General features: G+C 66.8%; 19 protein-coding genes. 14 read left to right on the top strand and 5 right to left on the bottom strand.

All coding sequences use genetic code 11. The features are described from left to right. Positions 1–11: 11 nt before the first annotated feature. The 6 genes from IB243_RS24115 to IB243_RS24090 all read left to right on the top strand — a co-directional run bounded on the left by IB243_RS24115 (position 12) and on the right by IB243_RS24090 (position 5,699). On the top strand, positions 12–521 hold the full coding sequence (locus IB243_RS24115) for a DinB family protein (RefSeq protein WP_192429721.1): 510 nt from the start codon (positions 12–14) through the stop codon (positions 519–521). Then, a complete protein-coding gene (locus IB243_RS24110; protein ID WP_192429720.1) occupies positions 518–1,303 on the top strand; it encodes an enoyl-CoA hydratase/isomerase family protein in 786 nt (261 codons plus the stop codon). Before IB243_RS24115 ends, IB243_RS24110 begins: the two co-directional genes overlap by 4 nt. 19 nt (positions 1,304–1,322) lie before the next feature. Beyond that, positions 1,323–2,042, top strand: coding sequence for a DUF4126 domain-containing protein (locus IB243_RS24105; protein ID WP_192429719.1), 720 nt, complete (start codon positions 1,323–1,325; stop codon positions 2,040–2,042). Next, positions 2,043–4,070: an acetyl/propionyl/methylcrotonyl-CoA carboxylase subunit alpha gene (locus IB243_RS24100; protein WP_192429718.1), complete on the top strand. Its 2,028-nt coding sequence runs from the start codon at positions 2,043–2,045 to the stop codon at positions 4,068–4,070. It begins immediately after the preceding gene. A 207-nt stretch (positions 4,071–4,277) separates the two neighbouring features. Then, complete coding sequence (locus IB243_RS24095) at positions 4,278–5,198, top strand: glyoxylate/hydroxypyruvate reductase A (protein WP_192429717.1); 921 nt, start codon at positions 4,278–4,280, stop codon at positions 5,196–5,198. A 42-nt stretch (positions 5,199–5,240) separates the two neighbouring features. Further along, complete coding sequence (locus IB243_RS24090; RefSeq protein ID WP_192429716.1) at positions 5,241–5,699, top strand: DUF3592 domain-containing protein; 459 nt, start codon at positions 5,241–5,243, stop codon at positions 5,697–5,699. Between the two features lie 16 nt (positions 5,700–5,715). Here IB243_RS24090 and IB243_RS24085 read toward each other — a convergent pair whose 3' ends face one another. The 3 genes from IB243_RS24085 to IB243_RS24075 form a co-directional block, all read right to left on the bottom strand. Beyond that, positions 5,716–6,768, bottom strand: a complete 1,053-nt coding sequence (locus tag IB243_RS24085; protein ID WP_192429715.1) for a tripartite tricarboxylate transporter substrate binding protein — start codon at positions 6,766–6,768, stop codon at positions 5,716–5,718. Positions 6,769–6,856: 88 nt separating this feature from the next. After that, positions 6,857–7,720, bottom strand: a complete 864-nt coding sequence (locus IB243_RS24080; protein ID WP_192429714.1) for a 3-keto-5-aminohexanoate cleavage protein — start codon at positions 7,718–7,720, stop codon at positions 6,857–6,859. Further along, positions 7,717–8,697, bottom strand: a complete 981-nt coding sequence (locus tag IB243_RS24075) for a 3-hydroxyacyl-CoA dehydrogenase family protein (RefSeq protein WP_192429713.1) — start codon at positions 8,695–8,697, stop codon at positions 7,717–7,719. The genes IB243_RS24080 and IB243_RS24075 overlap by 4 nt, the downstream gene beginning before the upstream one ends. 88 nt (positions 8,698–8,785) lie before the next feature. Here IB243_RS24075 and IB243_RS24070 point away from each other — a divergent pair, with 88 nt between their 5' ends. The 7 genes from IB243_RS24070 (at position 8,786) to IB243_RS24040 (ending at position 14,437) form a co-directional block, all read left to right on the top strand. Further along, entirely contained in the window at positions 8,786–9,697 is a 912-nt protein-coding gene (locus IB243_RS24070) for a LysR family transcriptional regulator (RefSeq protein ID WP_192429712.1), read from the top strand. Positions 9,698–9,888: 191 nt separating this feature from the next. Continuing rightward, positions 9,889–10,797 carry a hydroxymethylglutaryl-CoA lyase gene (locus IB243_RS24065; protein WP_192429711.1) on the top strand — a complete coding sequence of 303 codons (909 nt, stop codon included), beginning with the start codon at positions 9,889–9,891 and terminating at the stop codon, positions 10,795–10,797. A gap of 26 nt (positions 10,798–10,823) precedes the next feature. Further along, positions 10,824–11,342 (top strand): YbaK/EbsC family protein, encoded by a 519-nt coding sequence (locus IB243_RS24060; RefSeq protein ID WP_029414366.1) that lies wholly within the window; start codon positions 10,824–10,826, stop codon positions 11,340–11,342. Continuing rightward, the gene (locus IB243_RS24055) at positions 11,339–11,605 is read left to right on the top strand and encodes a DUF1289 domain-containing protein (protein ID WP_192429710.1); all 267 of its coding nucleotides are present in this window, start codon (positions 11,339–11,341) and stop codon (positions 11,603–11,605) included. The genes IB243_RS24060 and IB243_RS24055 overlap by 4 nt, the downstream gene beginning before the upstream one ends. After that, complete coding sequence (locus IB243_RS24050) at positions 11,602–12,255, top strand: 2-hydroxychromene-2-carboxylate isomerase (RefSeq protein ID WP_192429709.1); 654 nt, start codon at positions 11,602–11,604, stop codon at positions 12,253–12,255. Before IB243_RS24055 ends, IB243_RS24050 begins: the two co-directional genes overlap by 4 nt. 174 nt (positions 12,256–12,429) lie before the next feature. Continuing rightward, positions 12,430–14,091, top strand: a complete 1,662-nt coding sequence (locus IB243_RS24045) for an MFS transporter (protein WP_029414364.1) — start codon at positions 12,430–12,432, stop codon at positions 14,089–14,091. A 154-nt stretch (positions 14,092–14,245) separates the two neighbouring features. Then, on the top strand, positions 14,246–14,437 hold the full coding sequence (locus IB243_RS24040) for a hypothetical protein (RefSeq protein ID WP_057270410.1): 192 nt from the start codon (positions 14,246–14,248) through the stop codon (positions 14,435–14,437). Positions 14,438–14,614: 177 nt separating this feature from the next. Here IB243_RS24040 and IB243_RS24035 read toward each other — a convergent pair whose 3' ends face one another. Together IB243_RS24035 and IB243_RS24030 are read right to left on the bottom strand one after the other, a co-directional pair. Further along, positions 14,615–15,736: an ABC transporter substrate-binding protein gene (locus IB243_RS24035; RefSeq protein ID WP_192429708.1), complete on the bottom strand. Its 1,122-nt coding sequence runs from the start codon at positions 15,734–15,736 to the stop codon at positions 14,615–14,617. 130 nt (positions 15,737–15,866) lie between these two features. Continuing rightward, positions 15,867–16,982 (bottom strand): ABC transporter substrate-binding protein, encoded by a 1,116-nt coding sequence (locus IB243_RS24030; RefSeq protein WP_192429707.1) that lies wholly within the window; start codon positions 16,980–16,982, stop codon positions 15,867–15,869. 184 nt (positions 16,983–17,166) lie between these two features. On the opposite strand from IB243_RS24030, the gene uvrA reads away from it, so the two are divergent. Beyond that, complete coding sequence (gene uvrA / locus IB243_RS24025; protein WP_192429706.1) at positions 17,167–23,040, top strand: excinuclease ABC subunit UvrA; 5,874 nt, start codon at positions 17,167–17,169, stop codon at positions 23,038–23,040. The last annotated feature ends 190 nt before the right edge of the window (positions 23,041–23,230 follow it).

Here is a 23,230-nt window from a genome sequence, read left to right as displayed (position 1 = left end):
CGGGAGCCGCCATGGACGCCGTCGCCCACTTCACACAGCTCGCACGCTACAACGTGTGGGCCACTGCGCGCCTGCTCGATGCCGTGCGGGCGCTGCCTGAAGAGGCCTACCGGCGCGATGTGGGCCTGTTCTTTAAAAGCATTCACGGCACGCTCAACCACCTGCTGGTGGGCGAGCATCATCTGTGGTTTGTGCGGTTTGCCGAAGGCACCTCGCCCAAGGTGGCGCTGGACGCCGAGCTGGAGAGTGACCGCGCGCAGCTCGATGCCCGCTTGCGCGCGGGGGCTGCCCGCTGGGCACCGCTGATCGCGTCATTGTCTGCAGACCGCTGGGACGGCACGCTCGACTACACCACCATGCGGGGCACGGCGGCATCGTTGCCGTTTGCCGCCACGCTGGCGCATGTGTTCAACCACGGCACGCACCACCGGGGTCAGATCACCGCCGCATTGACCGCCCTGGGCCAGTCCAGCCCTGAGCTGGACCTTGTCTACTTCCTGCAAAACCCGCCCACGCCATGAGCCAGAACCTGTCCATCACCCACACCGGCGCCGTGGCGCGCATCACGCTCACGCAGCCCGAGATCCGCAACGCTTTCAGCGATGAGGTCATCGCCGAGCTGACGGCGGCCTTCACCGAAGTGGGCGCGCGCGCCAATGTGTGCGCGGTGGTGCTCGCCGCAGAGGGCCCCGCATTCTGCGCAGGCGCCAACCTGAACTGGATGCGCCGCATGGCCGACTACACGCGGGACGAGAACGTGGCAGACGCCGGCAAGCTGGCCGAGATGCTGCGCGTGATCTACGCATGCGAGAAGCCGACGATTGCCCGCGTGCAGGGCGATGTGTACGCCGGTGGCATGGGCCTGGTGGCCGCGTGCGACATGGCCGTGGCGGTAGACACGGCGGGCTTTTGCCTGAGCGAAGTGAAGCTGGGCCTCATCCCCGCCACCATCAGCCCCTACGTGATCCGCGCCATGGGGCCCCGCGCCGCGCACCGCTACTTCCTGACGGCCGAGCGCTTTGATGCCGTCGAGGCGCTCCGCGTCGGCTTCGTTCACGAGGTGGTGGCTGCAGACCAGCTCGACGCCAAGGTCGACGAGCTGCTCAAGGCCTTGACCAGCGCCAGCCCGAACGCCGTGCGCGCCTGCAAGAAGCTGGTGCTGGACGTGGCCGAGCGCGAGATCAACGCGGATCTGATCGCTGCCACCGTGCAGGGCATCGCCGACATCCGCGCCAGCGACGAAGGCAAGGAGGGCGTGCAATCCTTCCTGAACAAGCGCAAGCCTTCCTGGCTTCTGGGTTGATGGGCTGAAGGCACGCACCATGGACCAACTTTGGCTCAACATCGTGCAGTGGCTCCACACGCTGGGGCTCCACGGGGATGGCGGCACGGCGCGCGCCGTGGGCGATGCGGCGGCCACGGCCACCGCGCGGCTCGATATGCCCAGCCTGCTGGCGCTCGCCGCCGCGCTGGGCTGGGCCAGCGGATTCCGTCTGTACGCAGTCGTCTTCATCGTCGGCGGCATGGGGGCCATGGGCTGGATGCCCTTGCCCCCCGGTCTGCACGTGCTGCAGAACCCGCTGGTGCTGCTGGTGGCGGGCGGCCTGATGCTGGTCGAATTCTTTGCCGACAAGGTCCCGTGGATCGACAGCGCCTGGGACGCCGTGCACACCGTCATCCGCGTGCCCGGCGGTGCCCTGCTGGCCGCGGGCGTGTTCGGTGCCGATAACGCGACCATGGGCGTGGTGGCGGGCTTGCTGGGCGGGTCGCTGGCCGCCACGTCGATGGCCACCAAGATGACCACGCGCGCAGCGGCCAACACCTCGCCCGAGCCGTTCTCCAACTGGCTGCTGTCCTTCTTCGAAGACGGCCTGGTGGTGGCCGTGGTGTGGCTGGCCACGCAGCACCCGGTGGCCTTCGGCATCGCACTGGTGCTGATGGTGGCCGTGTCGGTGCTGCTGCTGGTGGTGCTGTTCAAGTTTCTGCGCGCCGTGGTGCGGCGCCTTTCCTCTTTCTTTTCTGGTTCTGCCAAGGTGGCCTAAATGTTCAAAAAAATCTTGATCGCCAATCGCGGAGAGATCGCCTGCCGTGTAGCGGCGACCGCTAAACGTCTGGGCGTGAAGACCGTTGCCGTGTACTCCGATGCCGACGCCCAGGCCAAACACGTGGCCGTGTGCGACGAAGCCGTGCACATCGGCGGCAGTGCGCCCAAGGACAGCTACCTGCGCTGGGAGCGCATCATCGAAGCCGCCCAGGCCACGGGCGCGCAGGCCATCCACCCGGGCTACGGCTTCCTGTCCGAGAACGAAGACTTCGCCCACGCCTGCGCGGCAGCAGGCTTGGTCTTCATCGGCCCACCCCCCTCGGCCATCAAGGACATGGGGCTCAAGGCCCAATCCAAACAGCTCATGGAAAAAGCGGGCGTACCCCTGGTGCCCGGCTACCACGGCAGCGACCAGGACCCGGCCCTGCTGCAGCGCGAGGCCGACCGCATCGGCTACCCCGTGCTCATCAAGGCCAGCGCGGGCGGTGGCGGCAAGGGGATGCGCGCGGTGGACAAGAACGAGGACTTCGCCGCCGCCCTGGCGTCCTGCCAGCGCGAAGCGATCAACAGCTTTGGCGACGATGCAGTGCTGGTCGAAAAGTACGTGCAGCGCCCCCGCCACATCGAGATCCAGGTGTTTGGCGACACGCACGGCGACGTGGTGTATCTCTTCGAGCGCGACTGCTCCGTGCAGCGCCGCCACCAGAAGGTGCTGGAAGAAGCCCCGGCCCCCGGCATGACGCCCGCGCTGCGCCAGCAGATGGGCGAGGCCGCCGTGGCCGCCGCCAAGGCGGTGAACTACGTGGGCGCGGGCACGGTGGAGTTCATCGTGGAGCAGCCGGGTGGCTACGAGCGGCCCGACCAGATGAAGTTCTACTTCATGGAAATGAACACCCGCCTGCAGGTGGAGCACCCGGTGACCGAAGCCATCACCGGCCTGGACCTGGTGGAGTGGCAACTGCGCGTGGCCTCGGGCGAGCCGCTGCCGGTGAAGCAGCAAGACCTGCGCATCACAGGCCACGCCATCGAGGCCCGCATCTGCGCGGAGAACCCCGACAACAACTTCCTGCCCGCCACGGGTGCGCTCAACGTGTATGCGTTGCCCGACTGCGTGACTTTCGAAAGAGGTGCCGTGCGCGTGGACTCCGGCGTGCGCCAGGGCGATGCGATCAGCCCGTTCTACGACTCCATGGTGGCCAAGCTCATCGTGCACGGCGACACGCGCGAGCAGGCGCTGGCGCGGCTGGACGAGGCCCTGGCGCAGACGCACATCGTGGGCCTGGCAACCAACGTGCAGTTCCTGCGCCGCGTGGCGCGCACCAATGCGTTTGCCAGTGCAAAGCTCGACACCGCGCTGATCCCGCGCGAGCAGGCCGTGCTGTTCCACCAGGAGTCGGTGGGCCTGCCCCTGGCCGCCGCGGCTGCCGTGGCGCAGACGGTGCTGCATGAGCGCGCTAGCGAAGGCGCAGACCCCTTCAGCCGCCGCGACGGCTTCCATTCCCATGCGCTCACGCGCCGCCGTTTCGAGTTCGAGTTTGGCGGCGAGCATGCCAAGGCCTGGCTCACCTACGAGCGCGACGGCACGCTGCACCTGGCAGTGGGCGAGGGCGATGCCGCTGTGGCAGGGCCGCTGAAGTTCGCGGAGCAAGCCGGCGGCATCGAGCTGCAGTTCGCCGGCCAGCGCACCCGCGCTGCGGTGTATGCGCAGGGCGAGGTGGACCATGTGTTCATGCCCGTGGGTGCCACGCAGATCACCGCCATCGACCTGCTGGCGCATGCGGGCGAGGCAGCGGCCGAAGGTGGCCGCCTCACGGCCCCCATGCCCGGCAAGGTCGTGTCGTTCGCGGTGAAGGCGGGCGACGCCGTCACCAAGGGCCAGCCGCTGGCGGTGATGGAAGCCATGAAGATGGAGCACACGATTGCCGCGCCCGCCGACGGCGTGGTGCAGGAGCTGCTGTATGCGCCTGGCGACCAGGTGACGGAAGGGGCGGAGCTGCTCAAGCTGGCGGTGACGGTAGCGGCCTAAGCCGCCGGCGTCACATCCCTTGGCCTTCCCCCGATAAAACCCGTTCACGCTGAGCTTGTCGAAGCCAGGGCACGTGGGCGCAGGTGTCACAGCCCTTCGACAAGCTCAGGGCGAACGGATGGTCGGGCGCAGCGGGTGCGCCCTGCTGCAGGCCGTGCAGGCCGTAGGTGACACCCAGCCAGTGCCAATGCAGTTACCCTCGACCGCATGAACATCACTCTTTGCTGTACCGACACCAAGATCGAGCCCTGGCTGCAAGGGCTTGCCGCTGCCTTGCCCCATGCCCACATCAGCGTGTGGCAGCCGGGGGCAGCGCAGGCCGACTACGCCGTGGTCTGGGCGCCGCCCCAGCAGTTTCTGGACGAGCAGCCTGCCTTGCGGGCGCTGTTCAACATCGGCGCAGGGGTGGACGCGCTGCTCAAGCTGCGCATGCCGCCGGGCTGCCAGATTGTGCGCATCGACGACGGCGGCATGGCGGTGCAGATGGCTGAATACGTGTGCCACGCGGTGGTGCGCCACTTCCGCGAGCTGGACGCGTACGAGGGCGACATGCGCGCGGGCCGCTGGGGCTTTCGCCGGCCGCGGGTGCGCTCGGAGTTTCCGGTGGGCGTGATGGGCCTCGGTGTGTTGGGCGAGCGCGTGGCCCGGGCGCTGGCGCATTTCGACTTTCCGGTCAACGGCTGGAGCCGCACCCCCAAGGCGGTGGACGGCGTGCGCGGCTTCAGCGGTGCAGAGGGCTTTCACGACTTTCTGGCCGCCAGCCGCGTGCTGGTCAACCTGCTGCCGCTCACGCCCGACACGCAGGACATCATCAACCGCGACACGCTGTCGCGCCTGCAGCCCGGGGGCTATGTGGTCAACGTGGCGCGGGGCGCGCACCTGGTCGAAGAGGACCTGCTGGCGATGATCGAAAACGGCCACATCGCGGGCGCCACGCTGGACGTTTTCCGCACCGAGCCTTTGCCGGTCGGGCACCCGTTCTGGACCCACCCGCGGATCACCGCCACGCCCCACACCTCGGCCCGCACCCTGCGGGAAGAGAGCATTGCGCAGATCACGCGCAAGATGGCGGCGATGGAGCGCGGCGAGGCGGTGGCAGGCACCGTGGACCCCGGGCGGGGCTACTGACCCGGCGCGCCGCTGGCAGCAACAACCCCTACCATCGCAGGCATGAGCTCTACATCCTTTCGCCGCTTCTTCGGCCTTCTCGGCTGGCTGCTGCTGGTGCCCGGCGCGCTGACTGCGGTAGCCGCCAGCTGGCTGCTGGCCACGAGCTTGCATCTGGTAGGCGACACACGCAGCGCCAAGGGCCGCGTGGTGGCGCACGAAAGCGTGGTGACAGGGTCCTCAAGCCGGCAAGCCCATGGCAAGAAAAGCGTCGTCGAGTTTGTGGCGAACGATGGCCGCACCGTGCGGTTCACGGACTCGCTGGTGCGGCAGCTGCAGGCGGTGCACGATGTGGGTGACACCGTTACCGTGCGCTATCCCGCCAATAGCCCTTCGCAGGCTGAGATCAGCAGCTCCAATACCCTGAAGATTTTCTTGGGCGCTGTGTGGCTGCTGTTCAGCGCCGTGGGCATGGCGGCGGGCTGGCTGCTTCTGCGCCTACGCCCCCGCGTTCCCGCCTAGATATCGCCAGGCGGCCTCAGTCCATCGTCACGCCCGCATCGCGCACCAGCTTGCCCAGGCGCTGCGCGTCGGCCTTGATCAGCGCGCCGAAGTCTGCGGCCGTGCCCGCCACCACCGGCGTGCCGATGGCCTCCCACTTGGCGCGGAAGGCGGGTTCCTTGAAGATCGCATTCACCGTGGCGTTGAGCTTGTCCACGGTGGCCTGCGGCGTGCCCGCGCGCACGGCGATGCCGTGCCAGCCGGTGATCTGGTAGCCCGGCACGCCCGCTTCGGCCATGGTGGGAACGTTGGGCAGCACCTTGGCGCGCTCGGCCGACGTGACCGCCAGCGGGATGAGCTTGCCCGACTGGAGGTGCGGCAGCGAGCTGCCCACGATGTCGAACATCACGTTCACCTGCCCGCCCAGCAGGTCGTTCAGCGCGGGGCCCGCGCCGCGGTAGGGAATGTGGCCCATCTTCACGTGGGCCATGGTGTTGAACAGCTCGCCCGCCAGGTGCTGCGGCGTGCCGTTGCCGGCCGATGCAAAGCTCAGCACCGGCTTGCCCGCCTTGGCCAGGGCGATCAGCTCCGGCAGGGTCTTCACGCCCAGCGAGGGGTGCACTTCCAGCACCAGCGGAAAGGCTGACAGCTGCACCACGGGCACCAGGTCGACCAGCGGGTTGAAGGGCATGCTGGCGTACAGCGACGGGTTCACCGCCATCGGGCCGCTGGCGGCCAGCAGCAGGGTGTGGCCGTCGGCGGGCGCCTGCTTGGCCACCTCGGCACTGCCGGAGTTGCCGCCCGCGCCGCCCTTGTTGTCCACCACCACGGTCACGCCCAGCCGGCTTTGCAGCTCGGGCTGCAGCATGCGCGCCATCAGGTCGGTGGGGCCTCCGGGCGGGTAGGGCACCACGAAGCGGATGGTCTTGGTGGGGAAGGCGGCCGGGGCCGTCTGGGCCACGGCGTGGCCTGCCGTGCCCAGGGCCAGGGCCCAGGTGGCGGGCATCGCAAGCGCCAGGCGGATGGCCGTGCGTCGCGTGGCCCGGCGGGCCTGGGGTACGGGGGCGTGGGCGGTGGGGTGTTGTTGCATGGTGTCTCCTGCGGATGGATGAAGGCCCGTCTGGCGCGGGCTGATGGGTTTGATGGCGTGATGAGAATGGCCAGAGCCGGGCCGAGGCTCAGCCCGCGCCGAACCGCTGGCGGATGTCCTGCGCCGTGGCCAGCGGCCGCCCCAGCGCGGCCGCGGCCTCGACCGCCTGGCGCACCAGGGCCGCGTTGTCCGGTGCGGTGCTGCCGTCCTTGCGCAGCAGGTTGTTCTCGAACCCCACGCGGGCATGCCCGCCGAAGGCCGCGGCGGCGGCGATGCAAGTGTTTTCGGCGGCGCCGAACGCGCACACGGCCCAGGGTTCGGGCCCGTCGTGGGCGGCCAGGAAGGGCAGCAGGTCGCGCGGGCTCGATGTCTGGCCTGCGCTGTAGCGGCCCAGCACGAACAGCAGAAACCACGGCGCATCGGGCACCACGCCGCTGGCGCGCAGCGCCTGCCAGCGGCGCAGGTCGGCCAGGTCGTACAGGATGACCTGCACCATGCAGCGGCGCTGCACCAGGCCCGTGAAGAAGCTCTGCAGGCCGGCCTCGCCGATCTCGGGCTGGTCGATCTCGCGCAGGCCGATGGACACGGCTTCGGGCTGCAGCGCCTCGACCATGGCGATCTGCGCTGGGGCGCGGTAGACGCCTGCGGCTTCGCTCGTGACCTGCACCACCATCGCATCGCCCACGGCGTGCTGCACCACGCGCTGGGCTTCGCGGTAGCCCTCCACATCCAGGCTGTGGCGGCCCTGCGCGTCGCGGATGTGCATGTGGATCATGGCCGCGCCGGCCTCCAGGCAGGCCTTGGCGGTGGTGGCCAGCGTGGCCGGCGTGGTGGGCACAGCGGGGTGGTCGGCCGGCAGCTTGTACGCGCCGTTGGGCGCCACGGTGACGATCAGCGGATCGGGCCATTGGCTGGGCGCACTGGCAGCGGTGGGCATGGGGTGGGTGCTCATGGCGCGGCTCCAGGGGTAGCCTGCGCAGTGGCGGGCTCGATGGTGGGTAGCTCGCTGGCCAGCAGGGCCAGCCCTTGGCGCAGCAGCGCGTCGTAGCGGGCGCGCTCGGCACGCTTGCGGTCCTCGGGCCAGTCGAAGAAGCCCTTGCCGGTCTTCATGCCCAGATCGCCTTTGGCCACGCGGTCGCGCAGCGCCTGGGCGGGCACGTCGGTGTTGGAAAGCGTGGGGTACATGGTGGCTGCGGCCGCGCAGTGCACCTCGATGCCCGCGTGGTCGCGCTGCAGCACCGGGCCGGCCGCCAGAAAGCGAAAGCCGAAGCCAAAGCGCACGGCGGCGTCCACGTCTTCGGGCGATGCGATGCCTTCGTCGATGAGTGCAAAGGCCTCGCGTGACAGCGCATGCTGCATGCGGTTGGCCAGAAAGCCCGGCTTGTCCTTTTTCACCAGCACCGGCACGCTGCCGCAGCGGCGCATGAAGCCGTGCAGCCACTGGCCCAGCGTGGGGTCGCTGCGCTCGCCCAGCACCACTTCCACCAGCGGCACCAGGTGTGCCGGCATGAAGAAGTGCAGGCCCAGCATGCGCTGCGCGGTGGGCAGGCCGTGCGCAATGGCGCTGATCGGAAAGCCCGAGCTGTTGCTGGCCAGCACCGCACTGGCCGGGGCGATGGCTTCCAGCTCGGCAAACAGCTGCTGCTTGGCGGCCAGCTGTTCGGTGATGCATTCGACCACCAGCACCACGCCGTCCCAGGCCACGTCCTGCAGGCTGCCGCACACCTCCACGGGGCCCGCGCTGGCAGCCAGGCCGGCGGCGTCGAGTTCTGCGGCAATGTGTGGCAGCAGCAGATCGCGCCGTGCGGTGTGCGGGTCCACCACCGTGACCCGGGCGCCGCCACGGGCCAGGACCACGGCCACGTCGGCGCCCATGGTGCCCCCGCCGACGACCACCGTGCGTGCATTGCGCGGCGAACTGATGTCCATGCTGGTGTCTCCTTGTGTTGTCTTGCGGTGCAGTCTAGGCAGGCCGCATTGCGCGGTCCAGACGTATTTTTTGATAGACTGATCGGCCATGAAGATCAATTGGTCGGCCCGCGAGGTCGATGTGTTCCTGGCGCTGGCCGACACGCTGAGCTTCCGGCGCACCGCGCTGCAGATGCACCTGTCGCAGTCGGCGGTGTCGGGTACGCTCGCGCGGCTCGAAGAGATGCTGGGCGCGCGCCTGTTCGACCGCACCACGCGCACGGTGCAGCTCACGCAGGCGGGCGAGGTGTTTGCAGAGCAGGCCCGCTTTCTGCGCCACCAGATGGATGAGACGGTGCGCCGCGTGCAGGCCGTGGCACAGGTGCAGGTGGGGCGGCTGGCGCTGGCGGCGCTGCCGTCGCTGGCGGCGGGCGTGGTGCCGCGCGCGTTTGCGCGGTTTGCGGCGGGGCACCCGGGCGTGCACCTGGAGCTGTTCGACAGCCTGGCGGGCCCGGCGTTCGACATGGTGCGCGCAGGGCGCGTGGACTTCGCGCTCACCGCCGCCAACCCGGCGTATGCCGACCTCGACTACACCCCGCTGTCGTCCGACCGCTTCGTGCTGCTGCTGGGCCGTGCCCACCCGCTGGCGCGGGGCCGCAGCGCTCTGGGCTGGGCCGACGTGGCGGAGCTGCCGCACATCTCCATGCCGGCGGGCACCAGCGTGCGCCAGTACGCCGACGAGGCACTGCTCACGCACCGCATCCGCTTCGCACCGCGCTACGAGGTGGAGCACCTGGCCACCATCGCGGCCATGGTGGCCGCGCAGCTGGGCGTGAGCGCGCTGCCCGAGCTGGCCGCGCAGGTCGTGCGCCGGCCCGAGGTGGTGACCCGGCCGCTCAAGCAGCCGTCGCTGCGCCGGCCCATCGGCCTGGTCACGCTGCGGGGGCGGCGCCTGTCGCTGGCGGCGGTGCAGATGGTGGCGCTGCTGCGCCAGGAGATGGACGAAGGGGCTGGTGCGTAGCGGCAGCGCCGGGGTGCCGCAATGGCACGAGCGGAGAGTGGTCTGGCAGGATATGAGGTGGTGCCCGGCCGCCGAAGCCCGGACAATGGGAGGCGTCTGCCCGGCCACGGCGCCAGGCCTCGCGCACAGCGAGCTGCGGGTGCCGACCCAGGCCCGCCCCGTTCCACGTTCTCTTTTTCAGGTAGCCCACCATGAGCATTCCTTCCCGCGTCAAACTCATCGATGTCGGCCCGCGCGACGGGCTGCAGAACGAGAAATCGCCCGTGCCGGCCGAGGTCAAGATCGCGCTGGTGCACCGCCTGCAGGACGCGGGCCTCAAAGAGATCGAGGTCACGAGCTACGTGAGCCCCAAGTGGGTGCCGCAGATGGCCGACAACCACGAGGTGATGCAGGGCGTGAACCGCGTGGCCGGCGTGCGCTACTCGGTGCTTACGCCCAACCTCAAGGGCTATGAAGCCGCGGTGGCGGACCGGCCCGACGAGATCGTGGTCTTCGGCTCGGCCAGCGAGGCGTTCAGCCAGAAGAACATCAACTGTTCCATCGCCGAGAGCATCGAGCGCTTTGCGCCCGTGGTCGAGGCGGCGTTGGCGGCTGGCATCGGCGTGCGCGGCGCGATGAGCTGCACCGTGGGCTGCCCGTACGAGGGCGAGATCGCGCCCGAGCGGGTGGAGTACCTTGCCAGCCTGCTCCAGGGCATCGGCGTGCAGCGCGTGGACGTGGCCGACACCATCGGCGTGGGCACGCCGCGCAAGGTGCAGCGTGCGCTGGAAGCCACGCTGAAGCACTTCGGCATCGACGACGTGTCGGGCCACTTCCACGACACCTACGGCCAGGCGCTGTCCAACACGCTGGCCGCGCTGGAGCTGGGGGTGTGGAATTACCAGTCCTCCGTGGCGGGCCTGGGCGGCTGCCCCTACGCCAAAGGGGCCACCGGCAACGTGGCGACGGAGGACGTGGTCTACATGCTGCACGGCATGGGCATCGAGACGGGCATCGATCTTGATAAGCTCATCGATGCGGGGGCCTACATCAGTGGGTTCCTGAACCGTAAACCCAATTCCCGCGCAGCGAATGCATTGCTCACCAAACGCGCGGGATAGCGCCCTCGGCGCAGGAGATGACGACCGTGTGTGGAGCTGAATTGAAGAATCTTCCCGAGGGCGTGCAGCGCGTGGCTGCGGCGCTGCAAAGCCTCAACCACCCCCACATGCCGCAAATGCTGGACGACGCTGCGCGCACCGCGCAGCAAGCGGCCGATGCGCTGGGCATCCTGGTGGGGCAGGTGGCCAAGAGCATCATCTTTCGGCGCAAGAGCGACGACGTGGCCGTGCTGGTGGTCACCTCGGGCGACCGGCGCGTGGACGAGAAAAAGGTCGAGGCCCATGTGGGCGGCAAGATCGGCCGGGCCGATGCCGACTTCGTGAAATCGCGCACCGGCTTTTCCATCGGCGGCGTCTCGCCCGTGGCGCACGCCACGCCGCCCGTCACGCTGATCGACCAGGACCTGCTGCGCTTCGACGTGGTGTGGGCGGCGGCCGGGCATCCGCACAGCGTGTTCCCGCTGCACCCCAGCGATCTTCAGCGGCTGACGGGTGCGCCCGTGGTGGATGTGGTGCAGGTGGTGGCACCTGGGTCCGTAGCATGAGTGCTATTAATTTGCTAGCTGCTCGAGCTCTACAAATAAGCGCTGAAGGTCATTTTGATGCCGAAAACATCGAGGCCGTGCCTTCGCCTTGCATCTCGGTATGCCGCATGTCGCCCGACCGCAGCCACTGCGAGGGCTGCTTTCGCACGCTCGACGAGATCCGCATCTGGTCACGCGCCGATGCCAGTTTGCGCCGCGGCATCTGGGTGCAGCTGCTGGATCGCGCGGGCATCGAAGTGACCCCCCAGGAGATCCGGCCATGAAGCACATCACCTTCTACCTTGACTTCGTTTCACCCTACGCCTGGCTCGCCTTCGAGCGGCTGCCTGAAGCGCTGGAGGGGTTGAGCTACAGCGTGGCCTACCAGCCCGTGCTTCTGGGCGCTTTGCTGCAGCAGCATGCCAACCCTGGTCCGGCGGGCATCGCACCCAAGCGTGCGTGGACCTACCGCCACGTGACCTGGCTAGGCCATGCGCAAGGCACGCCGCTGCAGATGCCAGCACGCCACCCGTTCAACCCACTGCCGCTGCTGCGCCAGGCCCTGGCCTGCAGCGATGATGGTTTCATCAACCGCTTTGTGGCCGGTACGGTGCTGCGCCATGTGTGGCAGGGCGGGCAGGATGCGCTGGATGCCGAGCGGCTGGGGGCTCTGGCGGCAGCGCTGTCGGAACAGGTCCGCCCGGGCCAGGACGCGAACAGCGAAGGGCCCAAGGCGCTGCTGCGTGCCAACACCGAAGCTGCACAGGCGGTGGGCGTGTTCGGCGTGCCTGCGTTCGCGGTGGATGACAAGCTGTTCTGGGGCTTGGACGGGTTGCCGATGCTGCGCGCCTACCTGGATGGAGACGCGTGGTTCGAGGGGCCGGACTGGGAGGCGGTTCGTCAGCTTCCATCGGGGCTTTCCGCCAAAAACTGAGCGGTTCTCGCATCCTGAAAGCGGGCGCAAGGGTTTCACCCTAAGTTGTCAGAGAGCGGTCAGTTTGGTGCAAGGTCTTGTTGGTTTCGCGTCAGAGCGTGGTCAGTGCCATCTCCAAGAATGCGTACAGCCCGCCGCAGTGCGGTCTGCACAACCAACAGGAGACTAGACACCATGGCAACCGTTCATCCCGCACCGCGGCCGATGTCGCCCGAAGAGAGGAAAGTTATCTTCGCTTCGTCGCTCGGCACCGTTTTCGAGTGGTACGACTTTTACCTGTACGGCTCGCTTGCAGCCATCATCGCCAAGCAGTTCTTCAGCGGTCTGGATGCCGGCTCGGCCTTCATCTTCGCGCTGCTGGCGTTTGCAGCGGGCTTCATTGTTCGCCCCTTCGGTGCCATCTTCTTCGGCCGCCTGGGCGACATGATCGGCCGCAAGTACACCTTCCTGGTCACCATCCTGATCATGGGTTTGTCCACGTTCATCGTGGGGATCTTGCCGACCTATGCGTCCATCGGCGTGGCGGCTCCCGTCATCCTGATCATCCTGCGCCTGCTGCAAGGCCTGGCGCTGGGTGGTGAGTACGGCGGCGCAGCCACCTATGTGGCCGAGCATGCCCCGCACGGCAAGCGCGGCGCCTACACCGCCTGGATCCAGACCACGGCCACTCTGGGCCTGTTCCTGTCGCTGATGGTGATTCTGGGCACCCGGACCGCTCTGGGCGAAGAAGCCTTTGGCGACTGGGGCTGGCGCATTCCATTCATCGTGTCGATCCTGCTGCTGGCCATCTCGGTCTGGATCCGTCTGTCGATGAACGAATCGCCTGCGTTCCAGAAGATGAAGGCTGAGGGCAAGACCTCCAAGGCCCCGCTGACCGAGTCCTTCGGCCAGTGGAAGAACCTGAAGATCGTGATCCTGGCACTCGTGGGCTTGACCGCTGGCCAGGCCGTGGTGTGGTACTCGGGCCAGTTCTATGCCCTGTTCTTCCTGACGCAAGCGCTGAAGGTCGATGGCGCCACCGCCAACATCTTTGTGGCTGTGTCGCTGCTGATCGGCACGCCGTTCTTCATCGTGTTCGGTTCGCTGTCGGACAAGATTGGCCGCAAGCCCATCATCCTGGCAGGTTGCCTGCTGGCCGCGCTGACGTACTTCCCCGTGTTCGGCGCGCTGACCAAGGCGGCCAACCCCGCCCTGGCCGAAGCACAGGCCAAGAACCAGGTGATCGTGACGGCAGACCCCAAGGAATGCTCGTTCCAGTTCAACCCCACCGGCACCTCCAAGTTCACCAGCTCGTGCGACATCGCCAAGCAGGTTCTGGCTGGCGCTTCGGTGAGCTATGAGAACGCCACGTCCGCCGCCGGCACGCCCGCCTCGATCAAGATCGGTGAGACGGTCATCTCCTCGTACACCAGCAAGGGTCTGCCTGCTGATGAAGCCAAGAAGAAGGACGGCGAGTTCAAGAAGGCAGTGGCCGATGCGCTGAAGGCTGCGGGCTACCCCACCAAGGCAGACCCCGCCCGCATCGACAAGGTCATGGTCACCGTGATCCTGACCTACCTGGTGCTGCTGGTGACCATGGTGTACGGCCCCATTGCTGCCATGCTGGTGGAAATGTTCCCGACCCGCATCCGCTACACGTCGATGTCCCTGCCGTACCACATCGGTAACGGCTGGTTCGGCGGCCTGCTGCCCACCACGGCATTCGCCATCGTGGCCCAGACCGGCAACATGTACAACGGCCTGTGGTACCCCATCATCATTGCGGGTGCAACCGTGGTGATCGGTGGCCTGTTCATCAAGGAAACCAAGGACGTTGACATCTACGCCAACGACTGATCGGTTCTGACCGGTGTGCAGGGCCCGCCCCGCAAGGGGTGGGCCCTGTGTTCCATCAAGGGGCTTGTGCTGCCCAGTACAACCCAAGAACAGGTTCTAGAGCGCCGCGCTCCAGGCCCCTTGATTGAACAAACCCATCCAAGGAGATATTGATATGTGGAAGATTGTTGTTGGCTTCGTCCTGTTTGCAGCGTTGTCGATGTACGTGATCATCAAGGCGGGCGACAAGGCCGACATGGGCGGTGAAAAACACGGTGCGGATGCCGTGCATGCCCCTGAGTCTGCTGCCAGTGCACCCGCCGCCATGCCCGCGTCGGCGCCGGCCTCCGCAGCCAGCGCGCAATAAGCTGTCGGGCTCCCTTCCAGGCAATAGAAAAAGGAAAAAGCCTGCAGCCGAAAGGCTGCAGGCTTTTGCTTTTTATGGTGATGTAGCGGTCCTGCCGGACCACTCCTTGCGCACCTTGCGAGGCTTAGCAGACCCCGGGCGTCGATCCCCTCGCGGGCACCGCGCGAGAGAGGGGATTCATCTCTTGAAGCGGCCGTCACTCCCGATGATGGAAAGGTCGGCAAACACCAGACCGCTGTGGTCCGTGGCGCTGTAGCTCAGCTCCACCCCGCCCAGATCCCATTTTTTGATGCTTTCCAGGCCTGCGTGCAGCTTGGCACGGTCTGGCTTGGGGCCGGCGCGCTTGATGCCCTCCACCAGCACCTTGGCGCTGACAAAGCCTTCCACCATGGCGGGTGTGAGATCAGAAATGTTCTTGGCGCGGGCCAGCTCCATGGCCTCCTTGACCACCGGGTAGTTCACCGACCGCTCGGACGGGAATACCTGGGTGACCACGACCCCCCGGGCCTGGTCGCCCAGCAATTTGACAAAGCCGCCCGAGGCATTGTTGGACAGCGTCACGATCTGCCCTGACACCCCCGCAGCGCGCAGCGCCTTGATGCCGTCCACCACAGCTGCACCGGTGCCAATGAAGACCACGGCCTGCGGCTGCTTTTGGGCCACACGGGGCGCAATGGCGCTGTAGTCGGGTTTGGCGCGGTCAAACTTCTCGATAAAGAGGGCTTCCAGCTGGTTGGCCTTGAAGCCCAGTTGGGCCCCTGCCAGCCCGTCAGCGCCAAACGTGTCGTCCACATGCACGACGCCGATGCGCTTGATGCCCAGTGTATTGAGGTGGGTGATGGCCTTTTCCACCTCGCGCTGGTAAGGCGCCCGCACGTTGAAGACGTATTTGTGCACGGGCTGATGCAGAACCATGGCTCCGGTGGAGGGGCCCACCAGCGGCACGCCGTGCTGCTCCAGGAGCGGCATGATGCCCTGGGTGTGGGGGGTGCCGCGCGTCATGAACAGCCCGATCACCCCTTTTTCCTCAATGAGGGTGTGGGTGTTTTGCAGGGTCAGCTTGGGGTCGAACTTGTCGTCCAGCGACACGATCTCCACTTTCTGGCCGCCGATGCCGCCCCGGGCATTGATGTGGTCGATGTACAGTGCCGCGCCCTGCATCGATTCAGCCACCGTGGCCGCGGCCGAGCCCGTGATGCCCACCGTCTGGCCGATAAGGATCTGGCCCTGGGCTCCGCCCACCATTGCGAAGACTGCGGCGAGGGTGGCGCCTTTGCGAAGCCATTGTGTGAGTCTCATGTTTGTCCCCAGGAAGCCTGATTGTTGGACGCGTCAATATAGATACAAATTGTGACGAAGAAACTGTAGAAACACGTAGGCCCGGACAAAACCGGGCCTACGAAACCCGCCGGCGGCGGGTGGATGGCTCTTAGCGGCGGAACCTGCCGTCCGTGCCGATGATGGACAGGTCGGCAAAGTCCAGACCTGTGTGGTCTTCCGGGCTGTACGAAATCTCCAGGCCGCCCAGGTCGAACTTGCGCAGGCTTTCGAGCGCTGTTTGGATCTTTTCGCGGCTGGGTTTGGGACCGGCGCGCTTGAGGCCTTCGACCAGCACCTTGGCGGCCGCATAGCCCTCCAGCATGGCGGGACTGATTTCGTTCAGGCCCTTCGCCCGGGCCAGCTCCTGCGCTTCCTTGACCATGGCATAGGTCACCGCGCGTTCATTGGGATACACCTGGGTCACGATCACGCCGCGCGCGTTGTTGCCCAGGCTCTTGATGAAGCCGCCCGATGCGTTGTTGGACAGCGTCACGATCTGCGCGGCCGAGCCCGCCGTGCGCAGCGCACTGCTGGCATCGACCACCGCAGAGCCTGAAGCAATGATCAGTACAGCCTGTGCGTCAGCCTTCGACACCTTGGCGGCAATGGGGGTGAAATCAGGCTTGGCTCGGTCGAACTTCTCCGACACCACGGGCGTCAGTTTGGCGGCGGTGAGTCCCTTTTGCGCACCGATCACGCCATCGGCGCCAAAGCTGTCATCGGCAAAGACGAGTGCAATGCGGGTAATACCCATGGAGGCCAGATGCGTCATGGCCTTTTCTGCCTCGCGCTGGTAGGTGGCGCGCACGTTGAAAATGTACTTGCGCACCGGCTGGTGCAGCACCATGGCCCCCGTGGAGGGACCGACCAGCGCCACGCCGTGCTTCTCCAGCATGGGGATGATGGCCTCGGTGTGGGGCGTGCCGCGAGTGAGGAACAGCGCCGACACATTGTTTTCCTCGATCAGCTTGCGCGCGTTTTCTGCGGCCAGCTTGGGGTCAAACTTGTCGTCCAGCGAAGTCAGCTCGATCTTCTGGCCGTTGACGCCGCCCTTGGCGTTGACGGCATCGATGTACAGCAGGGCGCCATCGGTGGTTTCTTTGACGCCAGCCGCTACTTGCCCGGAGAAACCTGCGGTTTGTCCGATCAGGATCTGGGCATGGCCCGTGCCGCACAGCGCGGCGGCCAGGGCTGCCGTGGCTCCCCATTGTGTCCATCTGTACATGGTCGTCTCCTTGCAATTGTCTGGCCACTCTAGACAAATGCACTCTGTTTGCGAACCGGCATAACCCGATGTTGTGACAGGACTTGTCAGTAGATGCGGATTCAGGGGGTATTGCGGCACGGACAGACGGGGCCTGCAGCGGTCCCTAGAATGTTCCGCCTCACCCTCGAAAAAGACTGCCCACATGACCCAGGGACTGATCCGTATCCGCGGCGCACGCCAGCACAACCTCAAGAACCTGGATCTGGACATCCGCACCGGCGAACTCACGGTGGTCACGGGCCCTAGCGGCTCGGGCAAGTCGAGCCTGGTGTTCGACACGCTGTATGCCGAAGGCCAGCGCCGCTATGTAGAGACCTTTAGCGCCTATGCGCGCCAGTTCCTCGACCGCATGGACAAGCCCGCCGTGGACAAGGTCGAGGGCGTGCCCCCGGCCATTGCCATCGACCAGACCAACCCGGTGCGCTCCAGCCGCTCCACCGTGGGCACGATGACGGAGCTGAACGACCACCTGAAGCTGCTGTTCGCGCGCGCCGGCCAGCTGTTCGACAAAGCAACCGCGCAGCCGGTGCGGCACGACTCGCCCGAAACCATCTATGCCGAGCTGGCCGCGCGTTGCGCCGCAGCCGGTGATCCGCGCATCGTGCTGACCTTCCCGGTCGAACTACCCGCCAACACGTCGGCCGAACAGGTCGAACAATGGCTGTCCGCCAGCGGCTTCACCAAGGTGCAGGCCGAGCGCGAGGTGGGCACGCCCACAGGGCCGCGCAAGGTGCTGGATGTGGTGGCCGACCGCTTCCGCTTGGGCAATGCCGAGAAGGCACGCGTGATCGAGGCCACCGAGGTCGCGCTCAAGCGCGGAACGGGGCGGCTCAACGTGTATCGGCTGGTGGACGACGGTGAGCCCGAGTTGTGGCGTTTTTCGACGGGCCTGCACTGCCCCGACAGTGACCTGCGCTACAGCGACCCCATTCCGTCCGCCTTTTCGTTCAACTCCGCCGTGGGCGCGTGCGACAGCTGCCGGGGCTTTGGCCGCGTGATCGGTGTGGACTACGGCCTGGTCATTCCCAACGACAAGCTCACCCTGCGCGCGGGTGCCATCAAGACCATCCAGACCCCCGCGTGGAAAGAAGCGCAGGACGACCTCATGCGCCATGCCGAGACGGCGGGCATACCGCGCGACACGCCCTGGTACAAGCTCACCGACGACCAGAAGAAATGGGTCATCGGAGGCACGCCGGGCTACAAGGACGGGCAGTGGAGCAAGCAGTGGTACGGCATCAAGCGCTTTTTTGAATACCTGGAGAGCAAGGCCTACAAGATGCACATCCGCGTGCTGCTGTCCAAGTACCGCAGCTACACGCCATGCCCCACCTGCGCGGGCGCGCGGCTCAAGACCGAAAGCCTGCTCTGGCGCATCGGCCGCAAGGAGGATGCCGATGCGGTGCTGGAGCCTGGCAAACGCTTCATGCCCGAAGGCGTGCAATGGTCGCGCGAACAGCTGGGGGCCTTGCCCGGCCTGTGCCTGCACGACCTGATGCTGCTGCCTATCGACCGCCTGCGAAAGTTCTTTGATCGCATGCAGTTGCCGGTAGGCGACGATGCCAAAGGCGGCGATGCGCAAGCGCTTAAATTGCTGCACGAAGAAATCACCACGCGCCTCAGATACCTGTGCGACGTGGGCATTGGCTACCTCACGCTCGACCGGCAAAGCCGCACGCTGAGTGGCGGCGAGGTGCAGCGCATCAACCTGACCACGGCGCTCGGCACCTCGCTGGTCAACACGCTCTTCGTGCTCGACGAACCCAGCATTGGCCTGCACCCGCGCGACATGCACCGCATCACCGAGGCCATGCTGCGCCTGCGCGATGCGGGCAACACCCTGGTGGTGGTGGAGCACGATCCGGCCGTGATGCTCGCGGCCGACCGCATGATCGACATGGGCCCCGGCCCCGGACGCCTGGGCGGGCAGATCGTTTTTGACGGCACCACGGCCGACCTGCGCCATGCCGACACGCTCACCGGCGCCTACCTGGGCGGCCGCAAGCATGTGGGCTTTGGCTTCAAGCGCATGGTGACGGAATCCACTCCGCGCCTCATCCTCGAAGGCGCGCGCGAGCACAACCTGCAGAACGTGTCGGTCGAATTCCCCCTGCAGCGGCTGGTCACCGTGACCGGCGTGAGCGGCTCGGGCAAGTCCAGCCTGATTCAGGATGTGCTGGCCCCCGCGCTGCTGCGCCACTTTGGCAAGGCCACCGACACGCCGGGCGCGCACGACCGCATGCTGGGTGCCGACCATTTGTCGGATGTCGTGTTTGTGGACCAGTCACCGATTGGCAAGACGGCCCGTTCCAACCCCGTGAGCTACGTCGGCGCGTGGGACAGCATCCGCGAGCTGTACGCCGTGGCGCCGCTGTCGCGCCAGCGCAGCTATACCGCCAGCAAGTTCAGCTTCAACAGCGGCGACGGGCGCTGCCCGACCTGCGGGGGCTCCGGCTTTGAGCATGTGGAGATGCAGTTCCTGTCGGACGTGTACCTGCGCTGCCCCGACTGCGACGGCAAGCGCTACCGGCCCGAGATTCTGGAAATCACCATCGAACGCGGTGGCCGCAGCCTCAACGTGGCAGACGTGCTCGCCCTCACGGTGGCCGAGGCAGCCGACCTGTTTGCGGGCGACCGCGATGTGATCCGCGCGCTGCAGCCCATTGTGGATGTGGGGCTCGAATACGTGGCGCTGGGCCAGCCCGTGCCCACGCTCAGCGGCGGCGAGGCGCAGCGCCTCAAACTCGCGGGTTTCCTGGCCGAGGCCGCGCGCAGCGCGTCCAAATCGCGCCAGACGGTGGCGCGCAAGGGCACGCTGTTCCTGTTCGACGAGCCCACCACCGGCCTGCACTTTGACGACATCGCCAAGCTCATGCGCGCGCTACGCAAGCTCATCGATGCGGGGCACTCGCTCATCGTCATCGAGCACAACCTCGATGTGATTCGCGCCAGCGACTGGCTCATCGACCTGGGCCCCGAGGGCGGCTACGCGGGCGGCCTCATCGTGGCCGAGGGCACGCCCGAAGATGTGCGCCAGCACGCCACCTCGCACACCGGCCTGGCCCTGCGCGACTACGAACTGACCCTGGGCATCGGTGGCCACTCGGTGCACGAAAAAGCTGCTGTGCTACGAAAACAGGAGCGTTCAGCGCTTATGGATAAAGCGCCAGTGGCCAAAAATGCCATTGAAATCATCAACGCTAAAGAGCACAACCTCAAGAACCTGAGCGTGGATATTCCGCGCGGCAAGTTCAACGTGGTCACCGGCGTGAGCGGCTCGGGCAAGTCCACGCTGGCGTTCGACATCCTTTTCAACGAAGGCCAACGCCGCTACCTCGAATCGCTGAACGCCTACGCACGCAGCATCGTGCAGCCCGCAGGGCGGCCCGAGGTGGATGCGGTGTACGGCATCCCACCCACCGTTGCCATCGAGCAGCGCCTCTCGCGCGGCGGGCGCAAGTCCACCGTGGGTACCACCACCGAGGTGTGGCACTTCCTGCGCCTGCTGTACGTCAAGCTTGGCACCCAGCACTGCACCAAGGACGGCGCCGCCGTGCAGCCGCAGACACCCGAGAGCATTGCGGCCCAGCTGCTCACGCAGTTCCGCGGCCAGCACATCGGGCTGCTCGCGCCGCTGGTGATGAACCGCAAGGGCGTGTACACCGAGCTGGCCGACTGGGCGCGCCCGCGTGGCCACACGCACCTGCGCGTGGACGGTAACTTCCTGCCCACCACCAATTTCCCGCGCATCGACCGCTTCAAGGAACACACCATCGAGCTGCCCGTGGCCAGCCTCGATGTGTCGCCCGAGAACGAAGCCGCGCTGCGCACGGCACTGGCCGACGCGCTCACCCATGGCAAGGGTGTGGTGCATGTGCTGAGCGACATGGCCAGTCTGCGCGCTGCGATGGAAAGCGGCCAGCCCACGGCGGGCATCGGCACGCTGCAGGCGTTTTCCACCAAGCGTGCCTGTCCCGTGTGCGCCACGAGTTATGCCGAGCTGGACCCGCGCCTGTTCTCGTACAACAGCAAACACGGCTGGTGCCCCGACTGCGTGGGCACGGGTGTCAAGCTCACCAAGGACCAGCGCAAGGTGTTTGACGATTCGGTGCAGGACGACAAGGAAAAGGGCCGTGAGCAGACCTTTGCCGAGCCCGAGGTGGAAGACCTGGCCGATACGGCTTGCCCGAGCTGCAGTGGCACGCGGCTGAATGCCACGGCCCGTGCGGTCAGATTTGCAGGCGTGGGCATCACCGACATTGCCGCACTCTCGGTAACCGATGTGCGCCGCTGGATCGAGACCCTGCGCATTGAAGGTGGCATGACCCAGCGCGAGGCCGACATCGCCCGCGACCTGGTGCCCGAGATCCAGAGCCGCCTCGAATTTTTGGAAGAAGTGGGCCTGGGCTACCTCACGCTCGACCGCGGCGCGCCCACCCTGAGCGGTGGCGAGGCGCAGCGCATTCGCCTGGCCGCGCAGCTGGGCAGCAATCTGCAGGGTGTGTGCTATGTGCTCGATGAGCCCACCATCGGCCTGCATGCGCGCGACAACCAGATCCTGCTCAACGCCCTGCACAAGCTGGGCGACAAGGGCAACACGCTGGTGGTGGTGGAGCACGACGAAGACACCATCCGCCGTGCCGACCACATCATCGACATTGGCCCCAGCGCGGGCAAACGCGGCGGGCGCCTGGTGGCGCAGGGCAGCGTGGCCGACATCACGGGGGCCGAAGACTCGCAGACCGGCCGCTACCTGCTGCACGCGATGAAGCACCCGCTGCAACTGCGCCGCAGCATGGCGCCCAGTGCCGTGAGCGCCGAGGCCACGGCCGCCTTTGCACAGTCCGAGGCGGCGGCTCCCACCGGCCGGCAGAGTGCGGCCGTCAAGAAGCGTGCGGCCCAGGCCGCATCGCTGGCGGCTGACGCGTTGACCGAGGCCAAGGAACGCGCCGCCATGCGCTGGCTCACCGTGCATGGAGCGCAGCTGCACAACCTGCAGAACGTGACAGCCACCGTGCCGCTGCACCGCTTGGTGGCGGTGACGGGTGTGAGCGGGTCGGGAAAGTCCACGCTGGCGCGCGACGTGCTGCTCGCCAATGTGCAGGCCTGGGTGCAGCAGCGCAGCACCAAGGCCGGACGTGATGCCATGGATGCAGGCAAGGCGCCGCCGCTGGTGGGTTGTACGGGCCTGTCGGGCTTCGAGAGCATTGACCGTGTGCTCGAAGTGGACCAGACACCCATTGGCAAGACGCCGCGTTCCTGCCCCGCCACCTACATCGGCTTCTGGGACACCATCCGCAAGCTGTTTGCCGAAACGCTGGAGGCCAAGGCACGCGGCTATGCAGCTGGGCGCTTCAGCTTCAACACCGGCGAAGGCCGCTGCCCCAGCTGCGAAGGCGCGGGCGTGCGCACCATCGAGATGAGCTTCTTGCCCGATGTGAAGGTGCCCTGCGAAACCTGCCACGGCGCGCGTTTCAACCCCGAGACGCTGGCGGTGACCTGGCGCGGCAAGAGCATTGGCGATGTGCTGCAGATGGAGGTGGACGAGGCCGTGGGCTTCTTCGCCACCATGCCCAGCATTGCGCACCCACTGCAGCTGCTGCAGGACGTGGGCCTCGGCTACCTCACACTGGGCCAGCCGTCACCCACGCTGAGTGGTGGCGAGGCCCAGCGCATCAAGCTCGTGACAGAGCTGACCAAGGTGCGAGACGAGGTGGGCCGACGGGGCCAGAAGGCGCCGCACACACTGTATGTGCTGGACGAACCCACCGTGGGCCTGCACATGGCCGACGTGGACAAGCTCATCCGCGTGCTGCACCGCCTGGTGGATGGCGGCCACAGCGTGATCGTGATCGAGCACGACCTGGATGTGATCGCCGAAGCCGACTGGATTCTGGACCTGGGGCCGGAGGGCGGCAACGCGGGCGGGCGCATTGTGGCTGCAGCAACACCTGAGGACGTGGTGGCCGCAGGCACGCACACGGGCAAGGCGCTGGCGACTGTGCTGGCACGCTGAGGCGCGCTGGCGGTGTGATGGTCGTGTGAGTGAGGGCGGCGGCAGGGTGCGAGCCCGGTGTTTGGCGCACACCCCTGTCGGCCCGTGTCCTACGCATTGCGCGGAACATGGCGCACGTGTTGTACGGGGTGGGCTTCCTACGATGGGTTTCAGGGGATCGGCTCCCCACCTTCCATCCACATCCAAGGAC

The organism is Acidovorax sp. ACV01 (assembly GCF_014851495.1).
Lineage (GTDB): Bacteria > Pseudomonadota > Gammaproteobacteria > Burkholderiales > Burkholderiaceae_C > Acidovorax > Acidovorax radicis.
This window is presented reverse-complemented; position numbering and strand designations above follow the sequence as displayed.

What these genes read in the sequence shown, in the direction of transcription:
- IB243_RS24050 (WP_192429709.1), top strand. Translation starts at nt 11,602, where the DNA reads ATGAAGCACATCACCTTCTACCTTGACTTCGTTTCACCCTACGCCTGG.
- IB243_RS24040 (WP_057270410.1), top strand. Translation starts at nt 14,246, where the DNA reads ATGTGGAAGATTGTTGTTGGCTTCGTCCTGTTTGCAGCGTTGTCGATG.
- IB243_RS24110 (WP_192429720.1), top strand. Translation starts at nt 518, where the DNA reads ATGAGCCAGAACCTGTCCATCACCCACACCGGCGCCGTGGCGCGCATC.
- IB243_RS24080 (WP_192429714.1), bottom strand. Translation starts at nt 7,720, where the DNA reads ATGAGCACCCACCCCATGCCCACCGCTGCCAGTGCGCCCAGCCAATGG.
- IB243_RS24075 (WP_192429713.1), bottom strand. Translation starts at nt 8,697, where the DNA reads ATGGACATCAGTTCGCCGCGCAATGCACGCACGGTGGTCGTCGGCGGG.
- IB243_RS24095 (WP_192429717.1), top strand. Translation starts at nt 4,278, where the DNA reads ATGAACATCACTCTTTGCTGTACCGACACCAAGATCGAGCCCTGGCTG.
- IB243_RS24085 (WP_192429715.1), bottom strand. Translation starts at nt 6,768, where the DNA reads ATGCAACAACACCCCACCGCCCACGCCCCCGTACCCCAGGCCCGCCGG.
- IB243_RS24065 (WP_192429711.1), top strand. Translation starts at nt 9,889, where the DNA reads ATGAGCATTCCTTCCCGCGTCAAACTCATCGATGTCGGCCCGCGCGAC.
- IB243_RS24115 (WP_192429721.1), top strand. Translation starts at nt 12, where the DNA reads ATGGACGCCGTCGCCCACTTCACACAGCTCGCACGCTACAACGTGTGG.
- uvrA (WP_192429706.1), top strand. Translation starts at nt 17,167, where the DNA reads ATGACCCAGGGACTGATCCGTATCCGCGGCGCACGCCAGCACAACCTC.
- IB243_RS24045 (WP_029414364.1), top strand. Translation starts at nt 12,430, where the DNA reads ATGGCAACCGTTCATCCCGCACCGCGGCCGATGTCGCCCGAAGAGAGG.
- IB243_RS24105 (WP_192429719.1), top strand. Translation starts at nt 1,323, where the DNA reads ATGGACCAACTTTGGCTCAACATCGTGCAGTGGCTCCACACGCTGGGG.
- IB243_RS24100 (WP_192429718.1), top strand. Translation starts at nt 2,043, where the DNA reads ATGTTCAAAAAAATCTTGATCGCCAATCGCGGAGAGATCGCCTGCCGT.
- IB243_RS24035 (WP_192429708.1), bottom strand. Translation starts at nt 15,736, where the DNA reads ATGAGACTCACACAATGGCTTCGCAAAGGCGCCACCCTCGCCGCAGTC.
- IB243_RS24090 (WP_192429716.1), top strand. Translation starts at nt 5,241, where the DNA reads ATGAGCTCTACATCCTTTCGCCGCTTCTTCGGCCTTCTCGGCTGGCTG.
- IB243_RS24030 (WP_192429707.1), bottom strand. Translation starts at nt 16,982, where the DNA reads ATGTACAGATGGACACAATGGGGAGCCACGGCAGCCCTGGCCGCCGCG.
- IB243_RS24055 (WP_192429710.1), top strand. Translation starts at nt 11,339, where the DNA reads ATGAGTGCTATTAATTTGCTAGCTGCTCGAGCTCTACAAATAAGCGCT.
- IB243_RS24070 (WP_192429712.1), top strand. Translation starts at nt 8,786, where the DNA reads ATGAAGATCAATTGGTCGGCCCGCGAGGTCGATGTGTTCCTGGCGCTG.